General features: G+C 64.7%; 19 protein-coding genes and 1 tRNA gene. 15 read left to right on the forward strand and 5 right to left on the reverse strand.

What is annotated here, in order from left to right; all coding sequences use genetic code 11:
- Positions 1 to 365 precede the first annotated feature (365 nt).
- The 3 genes from ACZ1A1_RS05195 to exbB all read right to left on the reverse strand — a co-directional run bounded on the left by ACZ1A1_RS05195 (position 366) and on the right by exbB (position 2031).
- A tRNA-Cys gene (locus ACZ1A1_RS05195) sits at positions 366 to 439 on the reverse strand.
- Between the two features lie 133 nt (positions 440 to 572).
- Entirely contained in the window at positions 573 to 1001 is a 429-nt protein-coding gene (exbD, locus tag ACZ1A1_RS05200) for a TonB system transport protein ExbD (RefSeq protein WP_415215638.1), read from the reverse strand.
- A gap of 4 nt (positions 1002 to 1005) precedes the next feature.
- Positions 1006 to 2031 (reverse strand): tonB-system energizer ExbB, encoded by a 1026-nt coding sequence (gene exbB, locus ACZ1A1_RS05205; protein ID WP_463619074.1) that lies wholly within the window; start codon positions 2029 to 2031, stop codon positions 1006 to 1008.
- A gap of 303 nt (positions 2032 to 2334) precedes the next feature.
- On the opposite strand from exbB, the gene ACZ1A1_RS05210 reads away from it, so the two are divergent.
- From ACZ1A1_RS05210 to exoR, 5 genes are all read left to right on the forward strand, one after another.
- The gene (locus ACZ1A1_RS05210; RefSeq protein ID WP_313195138.1) at positions 2335 to 2985 is read left to right on the forward strand and encodes a protein-L-isoaspartate O-methyltransferase family protein; all 651 of its coding nucleotides are present in this window, start codon (positions 2335 to 2337) and stop codon (positions 2983 to 2985) included.
- 224 nt (positions 2986 to 3209) lie between these two features.
- Positions 3210 to 3959, forward strand: coding sequence for a PopZ family protein (locus ACZ1A1_RS05215; RefSeq protein ID WP_463619075.1), 750 nt, complete (start codon positions 3210 to 3212; stop codon positions 3957 to 3959).
- 139 nt (positions 3960 to 4098) lie between these two features.
- Positions 4099 to 7026 (forward strand): valine--tRNA ligase, encoded by a 2928-nt coding sequence (locus ACZ1A1_RS05220; protein WP_463619076.1) that lies wholly within the window; start codon positions 4099 to 4101, stop codon positions 7024 to 7026.
- Between the two features lie 345 nt (positions 7027 to 7371).
- A complete protein-coding gene (locus ACZ1A1_RS05225; protein ID WP_463619077.1) occupies positions 7372 to 8526 on the forward strand; it encodes an OmpP1/FadL family transporter in 1155 nt (384 codons plus the stop codon).
- 361 nt (positions 8527 to 8887) lie between these two features.
- The gene (gene exoR, locus ACZ1A1_RS05230; RefSeq protein ID WP_463619078.1) at positions 8888 to 9691 is read left to right on the forward strand and encodes an exopolysaccharide production regulator ExoR; all 804 of its coding nucleotides are present in this window, start codon (positions 8888 to 8890) and stop codon (positions 9689 to 9691) included.
- 47 nt (positions 9692 to 9738) lie between these two features.
- On the opposite strand, the gene xth is transcribed toward exoR, so the two are convergent.
- Both xth and erpA read right to left on the reverse strand, forming a co-directional pair.
- A complete protein-coding gene (gene xth, locus ACZ1A1_RS05235; RefSeq protein WP_463619522.1) occupies positions 9739 to 10530 on the reverse strand; it encodes an exodeoxyribonuclease III in 792 nt (263 codons plus the stop codon).
- A gap of 29 nt (positions 10531 to 10559) precedes the next feature.
- Positions 10560 to 10892, reverse strand: coding sequence for an iron-sulfur cluster insertion protein ErpA (gene erpA / locus ACZ1A1_RS05240; protein WP_313195118.1), 333 nt, complete (start codon positions 10890 to 10892; stop codon positions 10560 to 10562).
- Positions 10893 to 11111: 219 nt separating this feature from the next.
- Between erpA and ACZ1A1_RS05245 the strand changes: the two genes are divergently transcribed.
- The 10 genes from ACZ1A1_RS05245 (at position 11112) to serS (ending at position 23360) form a co-directional block, all read left to right on the forward strand.
- Positions 11112 to 12332 carry a deoxyguanosinetriphosphate triphosphohydrolase gene (locus tag ACZ1A1_RS05245; RefSeq protein WP_463619079.1) on the forward strand — a complete coding sequence of 407 codons (1221 nt, stop codon included), beginning with the start codon at positions 11112 to 11114 and terminating at the stop codon, positions 12330 to 12332.
- 68 nt (positions 12333 to 12400) lie between these two features.
- On the forward strand, positions 12401 to 14161 hold the full coding sequence (gene argS / locus ACZ1A1_RS05250; protein ID WP_463619080.1) for an arginine--tRNA ligase: 1761 nt from the start codon (positions 12401 to 12403) through the stop codon (positions 14159 to 14161).
- 129 nt (positions 14162 to 14290) lie between these two features.
- The gene (locus tag ACZ1A1_RS05255) at positions 14291 to 17392 is read left to right on the forward strand and encodes an SPOR domain-containing protein (protein ID WP_463619081.1); all 3102 of its coding nucleotides are present in this window, start codon (positions 14291 to 14293) and stop codon (positions 17390 to 17392) included.
- A 107-nt stretch (positions 17393 to 17499) separates the two neighbouring features.
- Positions 17500 to 18519, forward strand: coding sequence for a beta-N-acetylhexosaminidase (nagZ, locus tag ACZ1A1_RS05260; protein WP_463619082.1), 1020 nt, complete (start codon positions 17500 to 17502; stop codon positions 18517 to 18519).
- Positions 18520 to 18611: 92 nt separating this feature from the next.
- Positions 18612 to 19430, forward strand: a complete 819-nt coding sequence (locus ACZ1A1_RS05265; protein WP_463619083.1) for a segregation and condensation protein A — start codon at positions 18612 to 18614, stop codon at positions 19428 to 19430.
- A complete protein-coding gene (scpB, locus tag ACZ1A1_RS05270) occupies positions 19405 to 20136 on the forward strand; it encodes an SMC-Scp complex subunit ScpB (protein WP_313195113.1) in 732 nt (243 codons plus the stop codon). The genes ACZ1A1_RS05265 and scpB overlap by 26 nt, the downstream gene beginning before the upstream one ends.
- A gap of 154 nt (positions 20137 to 20290) precedes the next feature.
- A complete protein-coding gene (locus ACZ1A1_RS05275) occupies positions 20291 to 20488 on the forward strand; it encodes a twin-arginine translocase TatA/TatE family subunit (protein WP_119258366.1) in 198 nt (65 codons plus the stop codon).
- A gap of 50 nt (positions 20489 to 20538) precedes the next feature.
- The gene (gene tatB / locus ACZ1A1_RS05280; protein ID WP_415214600.1) at positions 20539 to 21171 is read left to right on the forward strand and encodes a Sec-independent protein translocase protein TatB; all 633 of its coding nucleotides are present in this window, start codon (positions 20539 to 20541) and stop codon (positions 21169 to 21171) included.
- Positions 21168 to 21998, forward strand: a complete 831-nt coding sequence (gene tatC, locus ACZ1A1_RS05285; protein ID WP_119258364.1) for a twin-arginine translocase subunit TatC — start codon at positions 21168 to 21170, stop codon at positions 21996 to 21998. The genes tatB and tatC overlap by 4 nt, the downstream gene beginning before the upstream one ends.
- A gap of 78 nt (positions 21999 to 22076) precedes the next feature.
- Positions 22077 to 23360, forward strand: a complete 1284-nt coding sequence (gene serS, locus ACZ1A1_RS05290) for a serine--tRNA ligase (protein WP_313195110.1) — start codon at positions 22077 to 22079, stop codon at positions 23358 to 23360.
- Positions 23361 to 23363: the final 3 nt, after the last annotated feature.

Below are 23363 nucleotides of genomic sequence, written 5' to 3' on the forward strand. Positions count from 1 at the left end.
GCATCCCGAGCGGTCTCTGACCCTCGACTACGTTTGTAGGGTCAAACTCGACCTTTCGGTCACACGGGAAACAGTAGATGGTAAGATTGCTTCCGGCGGCAAGCTCCTCGCCATACGAAAGATCGTCCTTCGTCATGCGGTTTCTCCACCCGAAGGACCGCATTCCTTCGTTCTCTATGTGTTCACGTTCCGCCAGAGCGGTAAATGATCCGGAGAAGGAGAAGAGTCAATATCGATCGAGGGGAGATTTGGGGAACGGCCTGCCACACCTGATTTTGGTGTGGCGGAACGGTTCAAGCCCATACTGCCACACCTGATTTTTTACAGTGTGGTTTCAAGCGATTGCGAGATTGCGGTGAAGGGGTTGGAGGCCTCGCCGAGAATCGAACTCGGGTGCAAGGATTTGCAGTCCTCTGCGTAACCACTCCGCCACGAGGCCGTCCGTTTGCTATAAAGCGAGTGGTGCCGGGCGTTTAGAACGAATTTAGACAGGGTGCAAGGGGCATTCATGCCGAATGCCAAGCTTTTTTTGGAAGCGGCGGAAGGCGCGCGGGAAAGCGCGCCGTTCCGGGTCATTGCGCCGGTGCGCCCTCGAGGCCGACAAGGGCGATCTTGGCATAGCCGGCGCCGCGCAAGAGGTTCATCACGTCCATGACGCTGCCGTAGTCGACGGCCTTGTCGGCGCGCAGCAGGATGCGCGCATCCTTGTTGCCCTCCGTCACGGCGTCGATCTCGGGGCCGAAATTGTCGCGCGCGATCTCGCCGTTGCCGATGGAGACCGTGAGGTCCTTCTTCAGCGTCATGAAGATCGGCTTGTCCTCGCGCGGCGTTGGCTGGGCGACGGAGGAAGGCAGGTCGACATTGATGTCGACGGTGGCGAGCGGGGCGGCCACCATGAAGATGATGAGCAGCACCAGCATGACGTCGATGAACGGCGTCACGTTGATTTCGCTGTTCTCTTCGAGGTCGTCGCCGCCGCCTTCCCTGATCTTGCTGGCCATGGCGTTACCCGACCTTCACGAAGGAAGCGGCGCCGCGCTGTGCGGGCTGGCGCTGGGCGCGGCGCATGTCGAGGTCGCGGCTCGCAAGGCGCTCGATGGCGGCCGAGGCGTCGGCGAGCTGCTGGCGGTAGCCGGTAATGGCGCGGGCGAGGAAGTTGTAGATCACGACGGCCGGGATGGCGGCGACGAGGCCGATGGCGGTCGCCAGCAGAGCCTCGGCGATGCCGGGCGCGACGATGGCGAGGTTCGTGGTCTGCGCCTTCGAGATGCCGATGAACGAGTTCATGATGCCCCAGACCGTGCCGAACAGGCCGACGAAGGGCGCCGTGGAGCCGATGGTGGCGAGAAGGCCGGTGCCCTTGGCGATGCGGCGGCCGGCATGCACTTCCATGCGGGCGAGGCGGGAGGCGATGCGCTCCTTCACGCCGCCATCGGAGACGTGGTCGAGCACGGGCTCGGAAGCGTCCATCTCCTCGCGGGCGGCGCGGGTCATGCGCGCGGCGACGCCGCGGTTGCGGCCGAGCGCCTGCTCGCCGTCCTCCAGCCCGCGCGCGGCAATCAACTGGCGCACGGCGCTGCGGGCCGAGCGCTGGGCGGCGCCGAGCTCGGCGAGCTTGACGAGCAGCACGGTCCAGGTGACGACCGAGGCGAAGGCAAGGCCGGTCATCACGCCCTTGACGACGATATCGGCCGCCATGAACATGCCCCAGGGCGAAAGATCGTGCGGCAGGCCGGCCTGGCGGGCGCCCTCCGCGTCGTCGACGGCGTCGAGCTCGGTCGCGTCCTCGTCGTCCTGCGCGGTGTCGGCCTCGGTTCCGGCCGCCTGGTTCGGCGTGGTGTTCTCCACCGCTGCCGGCCGGGACGTCGTGTCCGTCGTGGTGGTGGTCGTTGTCGTCGCGGCGCCGGTGCCGGTGGATTGTCCGGCATCCGTCTGGGCCGACGGCGTCTCCTGGCTCTGCGCCGAAGCGGCGTGCGGCATGGCGAGGGCCATCAGGATGATCGCGAAGTGCAGTCGAGACCGTTTGAGCACGGCGTATTCCTCTTGCATGTCTCAATTCAAGCGAAGCCCGTTTTGGCAACGGGGTGGGGTGCGGCCGGTGAAGGCCGCCGAAACCTGAGTGCTCAATACGACATTATGCATATGACAGGCAATAATATGTTGAGTAATTTATTCATGATAAGGTGAGGCCGGCGAAGGGCGCTGTTTTTGCGCGGAGCGGCCCGCTGCCTATGGACACCCGCCCCGAAACCGCACTATGAGAATTGCAACGCATCCGGCGCGGGCCGGGCCTTTGCGCCGGTCTTCGCCGTTCATTCTTAAGGGCCAGAGATGATTGACTACAATGCAGCGCGCACGAAGATGGTGGACAACCAGATCCGTACGACGGATGTGACGTCGCACGAGGTGCTCGACGCCTTCCTCACCGTGCCGCGGGAAGAGTTCGTGCCGGCGGCGGCAAGGCCGCTCGCCTATATCGACAACGACATCCAGATCGCGCCCGGCCGTTACCTCATGGAGCCGTCGCCGCTCGCAAAGCTGATCCAGCTTGCCGATATCGCGGCGGCCGACATCGTGCTGGAAGTCGGCTGCGGCACCGGCTACGCCTCGGCCATCCTCTCCAGGCTCGGCAGCTCCGTCGTCGCGCTGGAAAGCGATGCGGACCTTGCCGCGACGGCGACCGAAACGCTCGCCCGCCTCGGCTTCGACAATGTCGCCGTCGTGACCGGCGACCTGGAAGCCGGCTATGCGCCGGAAGCGCCCTATGACGTGATCTTCGTGCACGGCGCCGTCGAATATGTCACCGAGCCGCTTTTCGCGCAGCTGCGCGACGGCGGACGCCTCGTCGTCGTCGAGGGCTACGGCAACGCCTCGCAGGCACGCCTCTATATCAAGGAAGGCGGCCGCGTTTCCGAGCGCAACGTCTTCAACACCGCCGTCAAGCCGCTTCCCGGCTTCCGCAGGGCGAAGGAATTCGTTTTCTGAGCGTCCCGCAAGGGACGGACATCGAAAGGCCCGCCGCTCGCCCGGCGGGCCTTTGTTTTTCCAGCGGGCCGGCCCGGGCCTTGGCAGGCCAAACAAAACTGTGCATCACTTATAACACTTGATTCGCAGCGATTTAGTTCGCCGCCGGACTCGCCTAGGGTCTTCGGCATGTCCGGCACGCCTTCTGCGGCAGGCCGCGGACGCCGCAGAGAACGGGGATAGAAATGGCTCAGCCGAATGTAGCGCGTGAACCGTCCATGGATGAAATCCTGGCGTCCATCCGCAAGATCATCGAGAACAACGAAGCGCAGCCGGAACTGGCCCACGATGCCGGCGAGGACGAGGGCTTCGATATCACCACCGAGAGCCATTCGAGCCTGCTGGACAGTTCCGTCGTGGTCGACCGCTTCCATGCCGAGGAGCAGCGCTCCGCCATCGTCCAGCCGATCCATCGGCCGGAGCAGGGCGTGCAGCCGGCCATGTCGCTGGCCGATGTCGCCGCGCGCGTGCGCGCCGCCTCCGAGCGCCATGTCGCCGCCAACCGCGAGCCGGCCGATACCCTGCCGGCCGAGCCGGCCCCGGCCGCCGCCCGCGAGCAGAATCCCCTGATGACCGCGCGCATGGCCGGGACGGCAGGCCATGGTGCGCCCGCGGCGCAGCCCGCCGAGAAGATCGAGCCGGTCGAGGAACGCATCGAGGCCTTCGCCCCGGCGGTGGAGATCCACACCGAGGAGGCCGCGCCCGGCCGGGATATCGCCGCGCTCGTCTCGCCGGCTGTCGGCGAGCGGGTCGCCCAGTCCTTCGGCGCGCTGGCGGAAGCCCTCGACGCCGGCCCGCGCCGCTCCTTCGACGAGATCGCCGAGGACATGCTGCGCCCGATGCTGCAGGAATGGCTCGACGACAACCTGCCGACCCTCGTCGAGCGGCTGGTGCGCGAGGAGATCGAGCGGGTGGCGCGCGGCCCCCGCCGCTGATCGCCGCCGCTTTCCTTCACCGAAAAGACGATTTGAGCCGCGCCGAACCCCCGGCGCGGCTTTTCTTCTGATATTGTTGACTCCATGCCGGCCATCCGGTTTACAAAACCCACCGACAAACAGCAGGCCACGCACGAAAATGCTTGAAAAGAACTATGATTCCGCAGCGGTCGAGCCGCGAATTGCCAAGATGTGGGAAGATGCGGACGCTTTCCGCGCCGGCGAGGGCGCAAAGCCCGGCGCCGAGACCTTCACCATCGTGATTCCGCCGCCGAACGTGACGGGCTCGCTGCATATGGGCCACGCCCTCAACAACACGCTTCAGGACATCATGGTCCGCTTCGAGCGCATGCGCGGCAAGGACGTGCTGTGGCAGCCGGGCATGGACCATGCCGGCATCGCGACGCAGATGGTCGTCGAGCGCAAGCTCGCCGCCGAGAAGCTTCCGGGCCGCCGCGAGATGGGCCGCGAGGCCTTCGTCGAGAAGGTCTGGGAGTGGAAGGCGGAATCGGGCGGCCTGATCTTCAATCAGCTGAAGCGCCTCGGCGCCTCCTGCGACTGGTCGCGCGAGCGCTTCACCATGGACGAGGGGCTTTCCGCCGCCGTGCTGGAAGTCTTCGTCTCGCTCTACAAGGAAGGCCTGATCTATCGCGGCAAGCGACTGGTCAACTGGGACCCGAAATTCGAGACGGCGATTTCCGACCTTGAGGTCGAGAACCGGGAAGTCGACGGTCATATGTGGCACTTCAAGTATCCGCTGGCGGGCGGTGCCACCTATACCTATGTCGAGAAGGACGCCGACGGCAACGTCGTCTTCGAGGAGGAGCGCGACTACATCTCCATCGCCACCACCCGTCCCGAGACGATGCTGGGCGACGGCGCGGTCGCCGTCCACCCGTCCGACGAGCGCTATGCGCCCATCGTCGGCAAGCTCTGCGAGATCCCGGTCGGCCCCAAGGAGCACCGCCGCCTCATCCCGATCATCACCGACGAATATCCCGAGCCCGATTTCGGCTCCGGCGCGGTGAAGATCACCGGCGCGCACGACTTCAACGACTACCAGGTCGCCCGCCGCAACAATATCCCGCTCTACCGGCTGATGGACACGCAGGCCTCCATGCGCGCCGACGGCGAGCCCTACGCCGTCTATGCGGCGCAGGCTCTGGAGATCGCCAAGTCCGGCGACGTCCCGGGCGAGGCGGAAGTCGACGACATCAATCTCGTGCCCGACGAATATCGCGGCCTCGACCGCTACGAGGCGCGCAAGCGCATCGTCGAGGCGATCAATGCCGAGGGCCTTGCCGTCACCGTCAAGGACGCCGAGGGCAACGACGTCCCCTATGTCGAGAACAAGAAGGTCATGCAGCCCTTCGGCGACCGTTCCGGCGTCGTCATCGAGCCGATGCTAACCGACCAGTGGTTCGCCGACGCCGCGACCTTGGCCAAACCCGCCATCGCCTCCGTCCGCGAGGGCCGCACCAACTTCGTGCCGAAGAACTGGGAAAAGACCTATTTCGAGTGGATGGAGAACATCGAGCCGTGGTGCATCTCCCGCCAGCTCTGGTGGGGCCACCAGATCCCGGCCTGGTACGGCCCGGACGGCCAGGTCTTCGTGGAGAAGACCGAGGAAGAGGCGCTGCACGCTGCCATCCAGCACTACATCGCCCATGAAGGCCCGTGGAAGGCCTGGGTCGAGGAGAAGCTGGAGAACTTCGCGCCGGGCGAGATCCTGACGCGCGACGAGGACGTGCTCGACACCTGGTTCTCCTCCGCCCTCTGGCCGTTCTCGACGCTCGGCTGGCCGGAACAGACGAAGGAACTGGAGAAATATTACCAGACCGACGTCCTCGTTACCGGCTTCGACATCATCTTCTTCTGGGTCGCCCGCATGATGATGATGGGCCTGCACTTCATGAAGGACGAGTTCGGCAACCCGGTCGAGCCGTTCCACACCGTCTATGTCCACGCGCTGGTGCGCGACAAGAACGGGCAGAAGATGTCGAAGTCCAAGGGCAACGTCATCGACCCGCTTGAGCTGATCGACGAATACGGCGCGGACGCGCTGCGCTTCACGCTGGCGATTATGGCCGCACAGGGCCGCGACGTGAAGCTCGACCCAGCCCGCATCGCCGGCTACCGCAACTTCGGCACCAAACTGTGGAACGCCACGCGCTTTGCCGAGATGAACGGCGTGAGGAGCGATCCGAAGTTCGTGCCGGAAACGGCCTCGCTGACGATCAACCGCTGGATCCTGACGGAGCTTGCCCGCACGGCGCGCGACGTTACCGAGGCGATCGAGACCTACCGCTTCAACGACGCGGCCGGCACGCTCTACCGCTTCATCTGGAACCAGTTCTGCGACTGGTATCTTGAGCTCCTCAAGCCGGTCTTCAGCGGCGAGGACGAAGCGGCCAAGGCGGAATCGCAGGCCTGCGCGGCCTATGTGCTGGAGGAAACCTACAAGCTCCTGCATCCCTTCATGCCCTTCATGACGGAAGAGCTGTGGGCACACACGGCGGGCGAGGGCGTAACGCGCGAAAGCATGATCTGCCATGCCGAATGGCCGGCGCCCGCCTATGCGGACGAGGCTGCGGCCGACGAGATCAACTGGCTGGTCGATCTCGTCTCCGGCATCCGCTCGGTCCGCGCCGAGATGAACGTGCCGCCGAGCGCGACGGCGCCGCTGGTCGTCGTCGGCGCTAGCACGCTGACCAGGAAGCGGCTCGCCACGCACGACTCGGCCATCCGCCGTCTCGCCCGCGTGGAGGACATCCGCCTCGAGGACGCGGCACCCAAGGGCGCGGCCCAGATCGTTGTCGGCGAGGCGACCGCCTGCCTGCCGCTCGGCAACCTGATCGACCTCGCCGCTGAAAAGGCCCGCCTCGAAAAGGCGATCGACAAGGCGAAGGCCGAGGCGGCCCGCATCGAGGGCAAGCTCTCGAACGAGAGGTTCGTCGCCAATGCCAAGCCCGAGGTGGTCGAGGCCGAGCGCGAGCGCTTCACGGAATTGGAGCAGCAACTGGCCAGCCTTTCCGTGGCTTTGACGCGCGTCAGCGAAGCAGGCTGATTCTACAGCCCATCGTTGCAAAACCCTGAAAAACCGCGCCGTTCACACGGCGCGGTTTTCTTGTTCAGGGGGCGTATATGCAAAATCCTCGATGTGTCTGAAAAGTGACACGTCGAGTCGGCCTCGAAACGTTTGTCTATATTTTAGCTATTTTTAAATAATTCTTGGAATATTATTTCCAAGCCTCGAATTGCTGAGGGGCTTCAAAAAAATCTTACGTAATTTTGTGAGCGGCATATGGAAATCACGGGCAAAAACTGGGATTTGCCAAGCCCGCACTCCTCTTCGATAGTCAGTCGTGAAATGGCGGTGGAGAGGCCGTCAGGGACATTTGGGGGAGTATGGATGATCGGTAAGATCTTCAAGAATGGAATTCTCGCCGCCGTGGCGCTGGCCGCGCTGGCAAGCACGGCCGAAGCCGGCGGCTACAGCCGCGGCGAGGCCGACACCGATATCCTGTTCGAAAGCGGCGACTTCATCTTCCGCGCCGGTGCGACCTATGTTTCCCCGCGTCGGACGTTCAAGACGACAGACGGAACGACGAACCATGACGGGGTCTATACGAACGACTACTGGATCCCGAGCGTTGCCGCCAAAATCGGGGTATCCGAGAATTTCGCTTGCGCATTGACCTATACGCAGCCGTTTGGTGCCGACGCGACTTACGGTGCCGACGTTCGTGCTGCTCAGATCACCGCGGGCAATAACCCCTACAGCGACAAGGGATTCGAGACGAACGAATATGGTGCCACCTGCGACGTCAAATTTGACGCCGGCGCAGGCAAACTCCATCTTCTCGGCGGCGTATTCGTGCAGGATTTCAGCTATACTGCGATGGTCGAAGCCGGAGGGGCGTTGCCTGCAGGGCGGTTCCATCTCGAAGACGACGCTGCCCTTGGCTATCGTATTGGCGCCGCATACGAAATAACTGAATATGCTTTGCGTGTCTCCTTGATGTACCGCTCAAAGGTTGACCATGAGGCTGATGAAGGTGATTTCAGCTTTGTTCATCCATTGGCAGGCCCTGTAGTTCTACCGGCCACGGGGTACGGTACGCTTCCTCAGTCCTTGAAGCTCTCCGCCCAAACAGGCGTTGCGCCCGGCTGGCTCATTTACGGATCGGTCAAATGGACTGACTGGAGCGTACTTGATGCGCTCAATTATGACATCGGCGGGGCCTCGGACCAGGACGTCTATAACTGGAAGGACGGCTGGACCCTTCAGGCTGGAGTCGCCCACGTCTTCAATGAAAAGCTGACCGGTACGGTCAATCTGACCTGGGATAGCGGTGTAAGCACCGGTGCCGACATCCATGGCGACACGATTACGCTCGGCGCGGGTATCCTGGCAAAGGTAGGCCCCGGTGATCTGCGCTTCGGCGGCGGTATCAGCCATATGGCGTCCGGTAGCCAGTCCACATTGAAAGGGGCCACCTTCGACGCCACGGGCGGCGGCGGCTGGGCCTATGGCGTGACGGGGTCCTACAAGATCTCGTTCTGAACCGGCGGTTTTCGATCCGGAGTCGGGCTCAGCGTCATAGCCGGGCCCTTTTTCTTGGTTAACGTTCCGTTGCTTCCGGTCGCCTGTCATGGGGAAACCGTAGCGACGTCTGAAAATATGTGACGGAATCGCAACACATTTTTTTCCAGAGTTTGCTACACCCATAGGCAAGCGACGAAATGTCCATTTCCCGCCACAAACGGGGCGCAGCGATAGGGACATGTAGACGCGTGGAACCGCGCCAAGGGAAACCATGAGCCAGCCGATGTCATTGTCGCCGGAACTGCCGGAAACCCGCACGAGACCCGTGCATTTCCGGTTCGGCGCGGACAGGAAGGCAAGGCGCGGAATTGTTGAAGTGATGCCCAAGTCCGAGTTGTTGCCGATGAAAGTACTGGTAATGGGCCTTTGCCTCTCGCTGTCCTCCTGGATCGCGCCCCAGGCCCTCGCATTCGATCCCCAGGCTGGCGTCAGCAAGGAAAGCGGTCCCTTCGACCTCTTCAAGTTCGGTTTCTTCTCCTACAAGGAAGGGCGCAAGAGCGACGCCGTCGAGGCCTACCGCTACGCGGCGGAAAAGGGCCATACCGGTTCGCGCTGGGCGCTCGCCAACATGTATGCCGACGGCGACGGCGTGCCGGAGAACGACCTCGAAGCCTTCAAGATCTACAGCGAGATCGCCCAGGCCGGCGTCGAGCCGGGCTCGGAAGACACCGGCTACTTCGCCAATGCGCTGATCGCGCTCGCCAGCTACTACCGCCGCGGCATTCCCGACAGCCCGGTCAAGATCGATCTCGCGCAGGCGCGCCAGCTCTATTTCCAGGCGGCCTCCGCCTTCGGCATTCCGGAAGCGCAGTTCCAGCTCGGCCGCATGATGCTGACGGGCGAGGGCGGTTCCGTCAGCGTCCATCAGGCCAAGAAATGGCTGAACCGCGCCCGCAACAACGGCCATGCCGGCGCCATGGGCCTCTTCGGCAACATCATCTTCCAGGAAGGCGACACCGCCCGCGGCCTTGCCATGATGACCGCGGCCCTCGACCACTGCCTGCCCAAGGACTGTGCCTGGCTGCAGGCCAACCAGGAAGAGGCCTTCTCCGTCGCGAGCGAGGAGGACCGTCGCAAGGGCGTCGCCCTCGCGCAGAGCATCCGCTTCAATCCCAACGAATAACCAAAATCCCGCGATCCGGGCCGCGTGACGTCATCCCGCCGGAATGGCTATGCTGCGAAATCGAGCAGCGCCACGACCGGCACGTGGTCGGACGGCTTTTCCCAGTTGCGCACATGCTTTTCGACGGCCGTCGAGATGAGGCGGTCCGAGGCTTCCGCCGACAGCATGAGATGGTCGATGCGGATGCCGAAATTCTTCGGCCAGCATCCCCCCTGGTAATCCCAGAACGTATAGAGCGGCACGCCGTCGGATGTGGCGCGCACCGCATCGGTGAGGCCGAGATTTTCCAGGCGGCGGAAGGCCTGCCGGGTCGGGGGCAGGTAGAGCGCGTCCCGTTCCCAGACCTTGACGTCCCAGCAATCGTGCGGCTCGGGAATGACATTGTAGTCGCCGGCGAGCACCAGCGGCTCCTCCAGCGCCAGCCGGTTCTCGGCAAAGGCGACGAGCCGGTCCATCCAGGCGAGCTTGTAGGGATATTTCACCGGATCGTCCGCCGGATTGCCGTTCGGCAGGTAGATCGAGCAGACGCGGATCGCGCCGCCTTCGACGGAGAACACGCCTTCGATGAAGCGCGCCTGTTCGTCGCCGTCGCCGCCGGGAAGGCCGCGGTTCACCTCGTCGGGGCGGATCTTCGAGAGGAGGGCGACGCCGTTGAAACCCTTCTGGCCATGCGTCTCGATGTGATAGCCGAGCGCCTCGATCTCGCCGCGGGGAAAGCCCTCGTCGACGGTCTTGATCTCCTGCAACGCGACGATGTCCGGGGCCGATTCCCTGAGCCAGGCGAGGAGGTTGTCGATGCGTGCCCGCACGCCGTTGATGTTCCAGGTGGCAATCTTGATCGGCATGCGGGTTCCTGTCGGGTTTCGGTTTAGATCGAGAAGCTGGTGCCGCAGCCGCAGCTTGCGACGGCATTCGGGTTCTTGATCTGGAAGGACTGGCCGAGCAGGTTGTCGACGAAGTCGATCTCGGATCCGTCCATGTAGACGAGGGAAAGCTGGTCGATCAGCACCTTCGCATCGTCCTTTTCGAGCACCAGGTCGTCGTCCTGCTGGTCCTCGACAAGGTCGAACTTGTAGGAGAAACCGGAACAGCCGCCGCCCTCGACGGAAACGCGCAGCGCCTGCTTTTCCGGCGACGAGCCGAGGATCGAGGCGATGCGCCGTGCCGCGGCGTCGGAGATGGTTACGGACTTGTCGGTCATGTCTGCCTCCTGCCGGGGTCAAGATCCGGAGAGAATCGCTTGTCTCATGCGGCCGGCAAATGGGGTGCCGAACGGTCCTGCTCTTGCACGACGCCTGAAGCAAATCCCTGAAAAGACTTGTCTTTCAAGCGCGGCTTGCAGCCGGACTTGCCGCTATGCACACTATAGGTATGAAGGCATTGAGGCCGCGTCAATGGGCGGCGTGAATGCAGGTGACGAATGACGTTTGACAGATATGCGCTCGGTTTCGGCGCGGGACAGCGCGCCATCTACGCTTCCGACCCCTGGGCGACCCGCGGCCGGCTCTTTCCCGAGCCGGAAAGCCCGACGCGCTCGGATTTCCAGCGCGACCGCGACCGCATCGTCCACACCACCGCCTTCCGCCGCCTCAAGCACAAGACGCAGGTCTTCATCGCCGCCGACGGCGATCACTATCGCACCCGGCTGACCCATACGATCGAGGTGGCGCAGATCGCCCGCGCGCTCGCCCGCGCCCTGAAGCTCGACGAGGACCTCGCCGAAGGCGTCGCGCTGGTGCACGATTTCGGCCACACGCCCTTCGGCCATACCGGCGAGGATGCGCTGCACGAGGTGCTGGAACCCTTCGGCGGCTTCGACCACAATGCCCAGTCGCTGCGCATCGTCACCAAGCTGGAGCGCCGCTATGCCGATTTCGACGGCCTCAACCTCACCTGGGAAAGCCTCGAAGGCCTCGTCAAGCACAACGGTCCGCTGATCGGCCCGACGGGCGAGTGCACCCATGGCGACGACGTGCCGCGCCCGATCCTCGAATATTGCGCCGTGCACGATCTGGAACTGTCCAGCTTTGCGAGCCTGGAGGCGCAGGTGGCGGCGATTGCCGACGACATCGCCTACAACACCCATGACATCGACGACGGCCTGCGCTCCGGCTATCTCGAATTCGAGATGCTGGAGGAGGTGCCGTTCCTCGCACGGCTGATGAAGGAAGTGCACGACCGCTATCCGGGGCTGGAGGAGCCGCGCTTCACCCACGAGATCATGCGCCGCCAGATCACCGCCATGGTGGAGGACGTCATCGGCTACGCCCAGCAGGCGATCCGCGACGAGCGCCCCGAAAGCGCCGACGATGTGCGCAAGGCTCATCGCTGCCTTGCGACCTTCTCCGAGGAGATGGCGGTGACGGACAGGCAGATCAAGAAACTGCTGTTCTCCCGCATCTACCGCCACCCGGAAGTGATGCGCGTGCGCGCCAACGCCGCCTCGATCCTGACGGACCTCTACCACGCCTATATGGACGACCCGCAGCTCATGCAGGGGCATTATTGGGTGGACCGTATCGCGACCATGCCGGAATCGGCCCGTGCCCGTCATGTCGGCGATTATCTCGCCGGAATGACCGACAATTACGCGATAGACACGCATCGGCGGCTGTTTGACCATACCCCGGAATTGCGATAGTCACCCGCCACCTGAACTTCTTCGCAGGCCTGGCTCCCGCAGGGCGCCGCTGCGCGTGGATGGACGAGATGAACCTTTTTACTGATTTCGACAGCAGAATCAAAACCGTGCTCGAAGGTCTCGAGATCGTGCGTGAAAAGCGATCCGAGCTCGATTTCGGCCGAATCAGCGTCGAACCGCCGCGCGACCAGAGCCATGGCGACGTCGCGACCAATGCGGCGATGGTTCTTGCCAAGCCGCTCGGCCTCAATCCGCGGGCGCTTGCCGACCTCATCGTCGCCGAACTGAAGAACGATCCCGAGGTCGCCGATGTCAGCGTGGCGGGCCCCGGCTTCATCAATGTCCGCCTTTCCGTTCCCTACTGGCAGAAGCTGCTTGCCGCCGTGATCGCGGCCGGCACGGATTACGGCCGCGGCTCGCTCGGCGGCGGGCGCAAGGTCAATGTCGAATATGTCTCCGCCAACCCGACGGGGCCGATGCATGTCGGCCATTGCCGTGGCGCGGTGGTGGGCGATGCGCTCGCCAACCTGCTCGGCTTTGCCGGCTACGAGGTGACCAAGGAATATTACATCAACGATGCCGGCTCGCAGATCGACGTGCTGGCCCGCTCGGCCTTCCTGCGCTACCGCGAGGCACTGGGCGAGACCATCGGCGAGATCCCGTCGGGTCTCTATCCCGGCGATTATCTCATCCCGGTCGGCGAGGCGCTGGCCGCCGAGCACGGCACGACGCTGCGCGCCATGCCGGAGCACCAGTGGCTGCCCATCGTCAAGGAAAAGGCGATCGAGATGATGATGGCGATGATCCGCGAGGACCTCGCGGCCCTCAACGTGCATCACGATGTCTTCTTCTCGGAGCGCTCGCTGCATGCCGGAAACGGCGCGCCGATCCGCACCGCCATCAACGACCTGACCTTCAAGGGCCATGTCTACAAGGGCGTGCTGCCGCCGCCGAAGGGCCAGCTTCCGGAGGACTGGGAAGACCGCGAGCAGACGCTCTTCCGCTCGACGGAAGTCGGCGACGACATCGACCGCCCGCTGATCAAGTCGGACGGCTCCTATACCTATTTCGCCGCTGACGTCGCCTACTTCAAGGACAAGTTCGATCGCGGCTTCGACGAGATGATCTATGTGCTCGGCGCCGACCATGGCGGCTACGTCAAGCGCCTGGAGGCCGTCGCGCGTGCCGTCTCCGAGGGCAAGGCCAAGCTGACGGTGCTGCTCTGCCAGCTCGTCAAGCTGTACCGTAACGGCGAGCCGGTGAAGATGTCGAAGCGCTCCGGCGATTTCGTCACGCTGCGCGACGTCGTCGAGGAAGTCGGCCGCGACTCGGTGCGCTTCATGATGCTTTATCGCAAGAACAGCGAGCCGCTCGACTTCGACTTTGCCAAGGTTACTGAGCAGTCCAAGGACAATCCGGTCTTCTATGTGCAGTATGCCCATGCGCGCTGCATGTCGGTGTTCCGGCAGGCCGCCGACGCCTTCCCGGGCCTCGATATCGCCTCGCTCGATCTGGCCGGCGCGATTGCCGGAAACATCTCGGATTCCAGCGAGTTGCAGCTTCTCGCCAAGCTGGCGGAATATCCCCGCGTGGTCGAAGCCGCTGCACTGGCGCAGGAGCCCCATCGCATCGCGTTTTACCTCTATGATCTTGCCAGTGCATTCCACGCGCACTGGAATAAAGGTAAGGAACAACCGGAATTACGGTTTGTTAACGATAAAAATAGAGAATTGAGTATCGCCAGACTTGGGCTGGTGCACGCTGTCGCGTCTGTTCTTAAGTCGGGCCTGTCCATTACAGGCACCGCAGCACCGGACGAAATGCGATAACGTCACCATTTGCCCACAATAAGCTGGCAAACGCGTCTTTGTAGCTTGTGAGTGGGAAGCAGTATGGCAGACAAGAACTTCGCGCGAAGCGGAACCGCTGACACGGATCTCTTGGCAGAAGATGATCCGTTGAGCGAGCTTGCCCGCCTCGTCAACTTCGAGCCGCATCCTGTACAGGGTGTCAGCAAAACCTTCCCCGACGCCGCCCAGGCGGCGCCGCGGCATGAAAACCCAGTCCTCGCCCTCGAGGACGAGCTTCTGCGCGCCTTCGAGCAATACGATGCGCCGACGCCCGTCGTCGATCCGGTCGCCGCCGCCCAGCCGGTGGCGCGCCATGTCGAGCCCGTGTTCGAAGAGCCGGCCCCCGCCATGGAAGACCGCGCCTCGTTCATCGACGAGGTGCCGAGCCGGGGCTTTGCCGCCAGCGAACCGTATCATCGCGAACCGGCCTTCGACGGCTCTGTCGAGCCGTCCTTCGCGGAAGAGCCCCTTGCCGTCGAGCAGTCCGTCGAGCCGGAGCCGCAGTTCGCCGAAGACCCGGCGCTGTCTCTCGCCGATGAGCTGGAGACCTATGTCCACGAGGTTCCGACCGTCGAGGCCGAGGCGACGACCCATGCCGCCCATGCCTTCGCCGACCGCTTCGAGCCGCGCTTCGAAGAGCCGGTCCGCCAGGAACCGGCCTATCATGAACCGGCCTACCACGAGCCGGTCGCCGAACCGCAGTTTTCCGAATTCTCTCCTGTCGAGGATCGCCAGCCGGAATTCCTCGGCCTACAGCCGCTGACAGCGGACGAGGGCTCTGTCGGGCTCGACCTGGAACGTGAGCTGGAACTGTCGATCGGCGACAGCTTTGCCGACGAGCTGCCGAACGAGCCGGAGGCCGCTTTCGTCGAGCCCCTGCCGGTCGCCGCCGAGGCGGTCGCCACCAATATCGAGCCCGGCTTCGACAGCCGGATGCCGGTCGATTCCGTGATCGAGCAGGCCGAGCCGTTCCATGCCGAGCCGGCGGCCTATGCCGGTGAGGAGCCGCAATTCGTCGCCGAAATGCCGTTCGAGACGCGTGAGGATCGTGCCCGTGCGACGGCTGCGGCCGAGGCGCAATGGCAGGCCGATGACGTCGAGCCGGTTTTCCAGGAGCCCGCCTATCAGGTGGAATCCGTGGCGGCGTCCGGCAATTACGATGGCGACGCGCTGCTCGCTGAAATCGAGCGTTTCCCCATGCCGGAAACCCGCTCGCCGCTGTCCGCGGAAACGGCCGCGGCCGGTGCCGCCGTCCTCGCCGCCGCTGCCGCGCGCAGCAACACGCCGGCGAATATTTCGGCCATTTTCGGCCGCGCCACGCCGACCGTCCATCGTGAGCCCGTCGCCGAGACGGTTGCGACGCCCTTCGTCGAACCCGTGAAGGCGCCGGCCCAGGCCGTCGAGACGCCCGTCTTCGAGGCGCGCCGCGAACCGGCCGCCGTCCCGACGCCGGTGGCCTCCGAGCCCGAGCTCGATTTCGAGAACATGGAATTCGACCTCTCGGATATCGATCTCGATATCTCCGATTTCTCGCTGGACGAGGAGCCGGTGAAGCCGGTTGCAAAACCCGTCGAGGTGAAGGCCGAGGTGGCAAGGCCGGCACCGGTCGAGACGCCTGTCCGGCGCGAGCCCGCCGTCGCCGTGCCCGTCTCCACCTTCACCAGGCCGCAGCCGGTGACCGCCGAGCTGAGCGACGGCACGCTGCCCTTCGATCCGTCGATGATCGCCGAGACCGACGAGGGCGTTTCCCCCGTCACCGAGCTCGACGTGCCGCAGCTCCCCGTCGTGGAGAAGGAAAAGCCGCCGGTCTTCCAGCCTGACTACGATTTCGACATCGACGCGGAAATGGCGCAGCTCTTCAACGAGCCGGCCAAGACCCATGCCGAGGAAATCAACATGGGCGCCGTCGCCACTGCCACCGCCCAGCCGGCGACGCAGATCAACGACGTCGACGATTTCGAGCGCGCGCTGGAGGAAGACTTCCGCCGCTCGCTCAACCAGCCGGAGCGCATGGCGATCCCGGTTGATCCCGGCCAGGCGACGGCGCTCTATTCCGGCGACGGCTATGACGACGAGACCGCCCGCCCGCGCCGCGGCATGCTGATCGCCGCCTCCATCGCCGGCCTTCTCCTGGTCGGCGGCGCCGCCGTCTATGCCTGGTCGGCCTTCACGGGCGGTTCGGCCGGCGGCTCGGGCGAGCCGCGCGTCATCCTTGCCGACAAGGACCCGATCAAGGTCGTGCCCGAGGAAAAGGGCGGCAAGACCGTGCCCAACCAGGACAAGGCCGTCTACGACCGCGTTGCCGGCGATACGACGAGCCGGCCGCAGCAGGAACAGCTCGTCACCTCGACGGAAGAGCCGGTCGACGTCGTCCAGCGCACGCTGACGCCGGAAGCCCTGCCGATGGACGGCCCGGAAGACGGTATCGACACGGCGACGGCCGAGGACGATAACCGCCTGCTGCCGGGCGTCGACGAGCCGGAAACGGCGAGCGCCGAGACCGGCAACAAGCCGCTCGTCTCGCCGCGCAAGGTCAAGACCATGATCGTCAAGCCGGACGGCACGCTCGTCGCCCGCGAGGATACGGTCGCCGACACGGAACTCGACGCCAAGGCGACGGCCACCACCGGCGGCGCCTCGGGCGAGGCTTCCGCATCGGCCAACGCGACGCTCGATGGCAACGCCTCGCTGCGCGCCGAGCAGGCCGCAGCGGACGCCAAGCCGCGCTCGGCGCTGGCCGAAGTCGCCAATGCGCAGGTCGACGACACCGCGCCGGTGCGCACGGTCAAGACGACCACGGTCGGCGCGACCGCCACGGGCGGCAACACGCCGCTTCCGGAAACGCGCCCGGTCGACCAGCCGGTCAACGTCGTCGGCACCGTCACCGAGAACGGCAACGTCTCCGGCACGCAGACCGCTTCGGCGACGCAGACCCAGCAGGCCGTCGAACAGACCCAGGTCGCACCCGGCAGCTACGTCATCCAGATCGCTTCGCTTCCCTCCGAGGCCGAGGCGCAGAAGACCTACAAGACACTGTCCTCGAAGTTCGGCAGCGTCATCGGCGGCCGCGGCATGGATATCAAGAAGGCGGAAATCCCCAACAAGGGCACCTTCTATCGCCTGCGCATCCCGGCCGGCTCGCGCGAAGACGCGAACGCCCTGTGCAGCCGCTACAAGAGCGCGGGCGGCACCTGCCTCGTCACTCGCTGAGGCCGCACCGATTTCCTGAAGGGGCGCGGACACTGTCCGCGCCCCTTCGATTCCCGCGGGCGGGCAATGCCCGCCGTCTTTTCCTCGAGAACTCCAAGATTGCGGATATGAGCGAATCGAAATCCTTCATTTCGGGCTGCAAGGGCCTGAGCCTCACCGATGACGAAAAGGCCTTCTTCCGCAACGAGCGCCCCTGGGGCTTCATCCTCTTCGGCCGCAATATCGGCGAGCCGGCGCAGGTGGCGGACCTGACGGCCGAGATGCGCGAAAGCATCGGCGGCGGGGCCGAAATCCCGGTGCTCATCGACCAGGAGGGCGGGCGCGTCCAGCGCATCAAGCCGCCGCATGTCCAGCAATATCCGAATGCCGCCGCGCTCGGCGCCATCTACCGGGCGGACGAGGAGCGGGGCCTGCGTGCCGCCTGGCTGATGTCGCGCCTGCACGCCTTCGATCTCCTTCGCCTCGGCATCAATGTCGATTGCCTGCCGGTGCTCGACGTCGCCGTGCCGGGCGTGCACGACGTCATCGGCAACCGCGCCTACGGGCAGGAGCCGGAGATCGTCTCGGCGATGGGCAAGGCGGCGGCGGAAGGCCTCAAGGCCGGCGGCCTGCTGCCCATCATGAAGCATATGCCGGGCCACGGCCGCACCATGGTCGATTCGCACCACGACCTGCCGGTCGTCCATGCGAGCCGCGAGGCGCTGGAGGCCTGCGACTTCGTGCCCTTCCAGCGCATGAACGACGAGCTGATGGCGATGTCCGCCCATATCGTCTTCACCGCCATCGATGCCGACAATCCGGCGACCACTTCGGCGAAGGTGGTGGAGGAGATCATCCGGAGCCATATCGGCTTCGACGGCCTCCTGATGTCCGACGACGTCTCGATGAACGCCCTTCGCGGCGATATTGCCGAAAGAACCCGGGGAATCATCGCCGCCGGCCTCGACATGGTGTTGCATTGCCATGGCATCATGGACGAAATGGTTGCGGTGACCGAAAACGTTCCCGCCCTTGCCGGTGACAGCCTGCGGCGGGCGAATGCGGTACGCGCAGGCTTCCCGGTGCCCGACGGGGCGGACGAACAGGCGCTGCGCGAGGAATTCAACGCCATGATCGCGGTCGCCTGACGGCCGCGGCAGGCCACGGGAGGCCCACGGGAGGCAGCGTGCAGACAACGGGGTCGAAGCCGCCGAGGAAGGGTCGCGGTGCGGATGCGCCGATGGACGACCTGTGGCAGGACGACGCCGGGGGACGGGGGCTTTCGGAGGAAAGCCTCGTCGTCGATCTCGCCGGCTTCGAAGGCCCGCTCGATCTCCTGCTCCATCTCGCCCGTACGCAGAAGGTGGACCTCACCCGCATCTCCGTGCTGGCCCTTGCCGAGCAATATATCGCCTTCATCGACAAGGCGCGCAGGATCCGCATCGAGCTTGCCGCCGATTACCTCGTCATGGCCGCATGGCTCGCCTATCTGAAGTCCCGCCTGCTCATTCCCAGGCAGGCGAAGGACGAAGGGCCCTCGGGCGAGGAGATGGCGGCGAGCCTTGCCTTCCGCCTCAAGCGCCTCGAAGCCATGCGCGACGCCGCGACCCGGCTCGTCAACCGCAATCGCCTCGGCCGTGACGTCTTTCCCCGCGGCATGCCGGAGCATATCCCGACCGGCCGGCGCTCGGCCTACGAGGCGACGCTCTACGATCTGCTCAACGCCTATGCATCGCTGCGCCAGCGCCACGCGATCACGCAGGTCACCATCGAAAAGCGCGCCGTCTGGTCGCTCTCCGATGCGCGCGAGATCCTGTCTGTGCTGATCGGCGGTTTCGACGACGACTGGACGGTGCTCGACCATTTCATGCTGCGCTACCTGACCGACCCGGCCGAGCGCACCACGGCCATCGCCAGCGCCTTCGCCGCGACGCTGGAGCTGGTGAGGGAAGGGCGCCTGGAGCTTCGCCAGGACGGCGTGTTCCAGCCGATCTATCTTCGCCGTGGCCCGAGGGCCGGCGCAGCCGAGGACGATGAAGGAGGCCCCGAGCGTGAGTGAAGAGGAGAACGGCGCATCGCCGGAGGCCGAGGGCGGCACGATCGTCGATCCGCGCCGGCTGCACGAGGCGGCGAGAATCGCCGAGGCGCTGGTCTTCGCGTCCTCGAGCCCCGTGCCGGAGGCCTATATCGCCGACCGCCTGCCGGGCGGCGTGGACGTGCTGCATGTCATGCGCGAATTGAAGGCGCTCTATGCCGGGCGCGGCGTCAATCTCGTGGCGGTGGACGATGCCTGGGCCTTCCGCACCGCGCCGGATTTGTCTTTCGTCATCCGCACCGACGAGACGGAGGTGCGCAAATTGTCGCGTGCCGCGCTCGAAGTTTTGTCGATTATCGCCTATCATCAGCCGGTGACGCGCGCCGAGATCGAGGATATTCGCGGCGTGCAGACCTCCAAGGGCACGCTCGACGTGCTGATGGAGGCGGGCTGGGTACGCTTTCGCGGCCGCCGCCGCTCGCCGGGCCGCCCGGTGACCTTCGGCACGACACGCGATTTCCTCGATCATTTCGGCCTGGAAGAGCTGCGCGACCTGCCGGGATTGGAGGAATTGAAGGGCGCGGGCCTGCTTTCCGGCCGCATCCCATCGAATTTCCAGGTGCCGCTGCCGCTTGGCGAGGACGAGATGGCGGAGGACGAGGATCCGATCACCCAGCTCGACCTCGAGGAGCTCGGTCTCCTTGCGCCGGGCGGGAAGGAAGAGGAATAGATAGGGTGTGACGGCAAGGACCCGCGCGCAGGAAAGAAATGCCGCCGGATTGCGCCACGTCACGGTTTCGGCTAACCACCGCGACATACTGGTATTTGAAAAAGACGGCTGAACGTCTTAAATCGGGGTTCAGGTTTCTAAGGGAGTTACGGGAATGGGTTCTTTCAGCATCTGGCATTGGCTGATCGTTCTGGTGGTTGTGCTGCTGCTGTTCGGCCGCGGCAAGATTCCGGAACTCATGGGCGACGTCGCCAAGGGTATCAAGAATTTCAAGCAGGGCATGTCCGACGACGAAAAGGACAGCGCCGACCAGTCGAAGACGGTCGAGCACAAGGCTGACGAAGCCAAGTGACCGGCATTCGACTGCGGATGACGGTCTGCGGCTTCTAAGGACAATATCCCATGCTTGATGTCGGCTGGACCGAGATACTCGTCATCGCCATCGTCCTGATCATAGTGGTGGGTCCGAAGGACCTGCCGCAGATGCTCAGGACGTTCGGCCGCATGGTGGGCAAGATGCGCGGCATGGCGAGCGATTTCCGCCAGCAGTTCGATGAGGCCCTGCGCGAGGCCGATCTCGACGACGTCAGGAAGACGATCGGCGAGGCGCAGAAGCTGAACCCGCTGAACTCCATCCGCGACGCGGTCAATCCGCTGCGGCAGATGGGCGACGAGATCAAGGCCGATCTCCAGAAGACGGTGCGCTCCTCCTCGACGTCGACGCCGGCATCCAGCCCGGCCGAAAGCATCTCCGACACGCCGGCCGCCGTGCCGTCCGATGCGGGCAAGCCCGCCTCCGCCGAGCCGGTTGCGGCAGCCCCGCTGAAGACCGGCCCGACCGCCAGGACGGCGAAGAGGAAGCCCGCCGAGGCGGCTGTTAAGACGGCCAGGCCGCGCAAGGCCGCGGCAAAGGCCGAAGGCGAGGCGAAGCCCGCCGCCAAGGCTGCCAGCAAGGCCGCGACCGCCAAGGCTCCGGCCGTAAGGAAAGCTGCCGCCAAGCCGAAGACGACGAAGACCAAGAAGGGCGACGCATGAGCGGCGACATCGACGACAAGCCCCAGCCGCTCATCGAGCATCTGATCGAGCTTCGCCGCCGCCTGCTCTGGGCGGTCGGCGCGTTCTTCATCGCCTTCCTCGTCTGCTTCTATTTCGCCAAGCAGCTCTTCAACCTGCTCGTCCTGCCCTTCAAGTGGGCGGTGGAATGGGCGGGGCTGACCCATCGCAATGTCGAGCTGATCTACACGGCGCCGCAGGAATTCTTCTTCACGCAGATCAAGGTCGCCATGTTCGGCGCGCTGGTCATCGCCTTTCCGGTGATCGCCCAGCAGATCTACAAGTTCGTCGCGCCCGGCCTCTACAAGAACGAGCGGGCGGCCTTCCTGCCGTTCCTGATCGCTTCGCCCATCCTATTCCTCATCGGCGCGGCGCTCGTCTATTTCTTCTTCACGCCCATGGTCATGTGGTTCTTCCTTGCCATGGAACAGGGCGGCGGCGAGGGGCAGGTCTCGATCCAGCTCCTTCCGAAGGTCTCCGAATATCTCGGCCTGATCATGTCGCTGATCTTCGCCTTCGGCCTCGTCTTCCAGTTGCCGGTCATCTCGTCGCTGCTGGTGCGCGCGGGCTTCATCGATACGCAGGCGCTGGTCAGCAAGCGCAAATACGCGATCGTCATCGCCTTCATCGTGGCCGCGGTGCTGACGCCGCCCGATCCGGTTTCCCAGATCGGTCTTGCGCTGCCGGCCATCCTTCTCTACGAGATTTCCATCTACACGGCCCGACTCATCGAACGGCAGCGGGCGCGCGCCTCGGAAGCGCAGAATGCGGAAAACGAGGTCGCGGCAACGCCGGGCGAGGCCGACTGAGGTCTCGCCTGCGGCATTGCCGCAGGGTCGCTGCCGGGCGCCGTCGGGTTTAATCCACGGAAAACGCCTGGAACGACGATGCTTGATATCAAATGGATCCGCGACAATGCCGACGCTCTCGATGCCGCCCTGGCGAAGCGCGGCGCGAGCCCCCTTGCCAGGACGCTGATCGACCTCGACGAGAAGCGCCGCAGCGTCATCCAGACGGCGCAGGACATGCAGTCGCGCCGCAACGCCGCCTCCAAGGAGATCGGCGCGGCGATGGCGAGCAAGAACACCGAGCTTGCCGAAAAGCTGAAGGCGGAAGTCTCGGCCATCAAGGACCAGCTTCCCGCCGCCGAGGAGGAGGAGCGCCAGGTCACCGCCGAGCTCAACGATGCGCTCGCGCGCATTCCCAACATCCCGCTCGACGACGTGCCGGTCGGCAGCGACGAGAAGGACAATGCCGAGACGCGCCGCTGGGGCGACAAGCCCGGCTGGAGCCACAAGCCCCTCGAACATTACGAGATCGGCGAAGCGCTCGGCTGGATGGATTTCGAGGCGGCCGCCCGCATCGCCGGCTCGCGCTTCACCGTGCTCAAGGGCCAGCTCGCGCGCCTCGAGCGGGCGCTCGGCCAGTTCATGATCGACATGCACACGCAGGAGCACGGCTATACGGAAGTCCACGCGCCGCTCCTCGTGCGCGACGACGCCATGTTCGGCACCGGCCAGCTTCCGAAGTTCTCCGAAGACCTCTTCCGCACCACGGATGGCCGCTGGCTGATCCCGACCGCGGAAGTCTCGCTCACCAATCTCGTGCGCGAGGAAATCCTCGACCAGGAGAAGCTGCCGCTGCGCTTCACCGCGCTGACGCCGTGCTTCCGCTCGGAAGCGGGCTCGGCCGGCCGCGACACGCGCGGCATGCTGCGCCAGCACCAGTTCATGAAGTGCGAGATGGTCTCGATCACTGATGCAGACAGCTCGATCGACGAGCTGGAGCGCATGACGGCCTGCGCGGAGGAGGTGTTGAAGCGCCTCGGCCTGCATTACCGCGTCATGACGCTGTGCACCGGCGACATGGGCTTTGGCGCCCGCAAGACCTACGACCTCGAAGTCTGGCTGCCCGGCCAGGACACGTTCCGCGAAATATCGTCCTGCTCGGTCTGCGGCGATTTCCAGGCGCGCCGCATGAATGCGCGCTACCGCGGCAAGGACGAGAAGGCGACGCGCTTCGTCCATACGCTGAACGGCTCGGGCACGGCGGTCGGCCGCGCGCTGATCGCGGTGGTGGAAAATTACCTCAATGCCGACGGCTCGGTGACTGTGCCGGAGGCCCTGCTGCCCTATATGGGCGGTCTCAGGAAGATCGAGAAGGCCGCCTGAGGC

This window comes from Shinella sp. R2-11 (genome assembly GCF_055330205.1).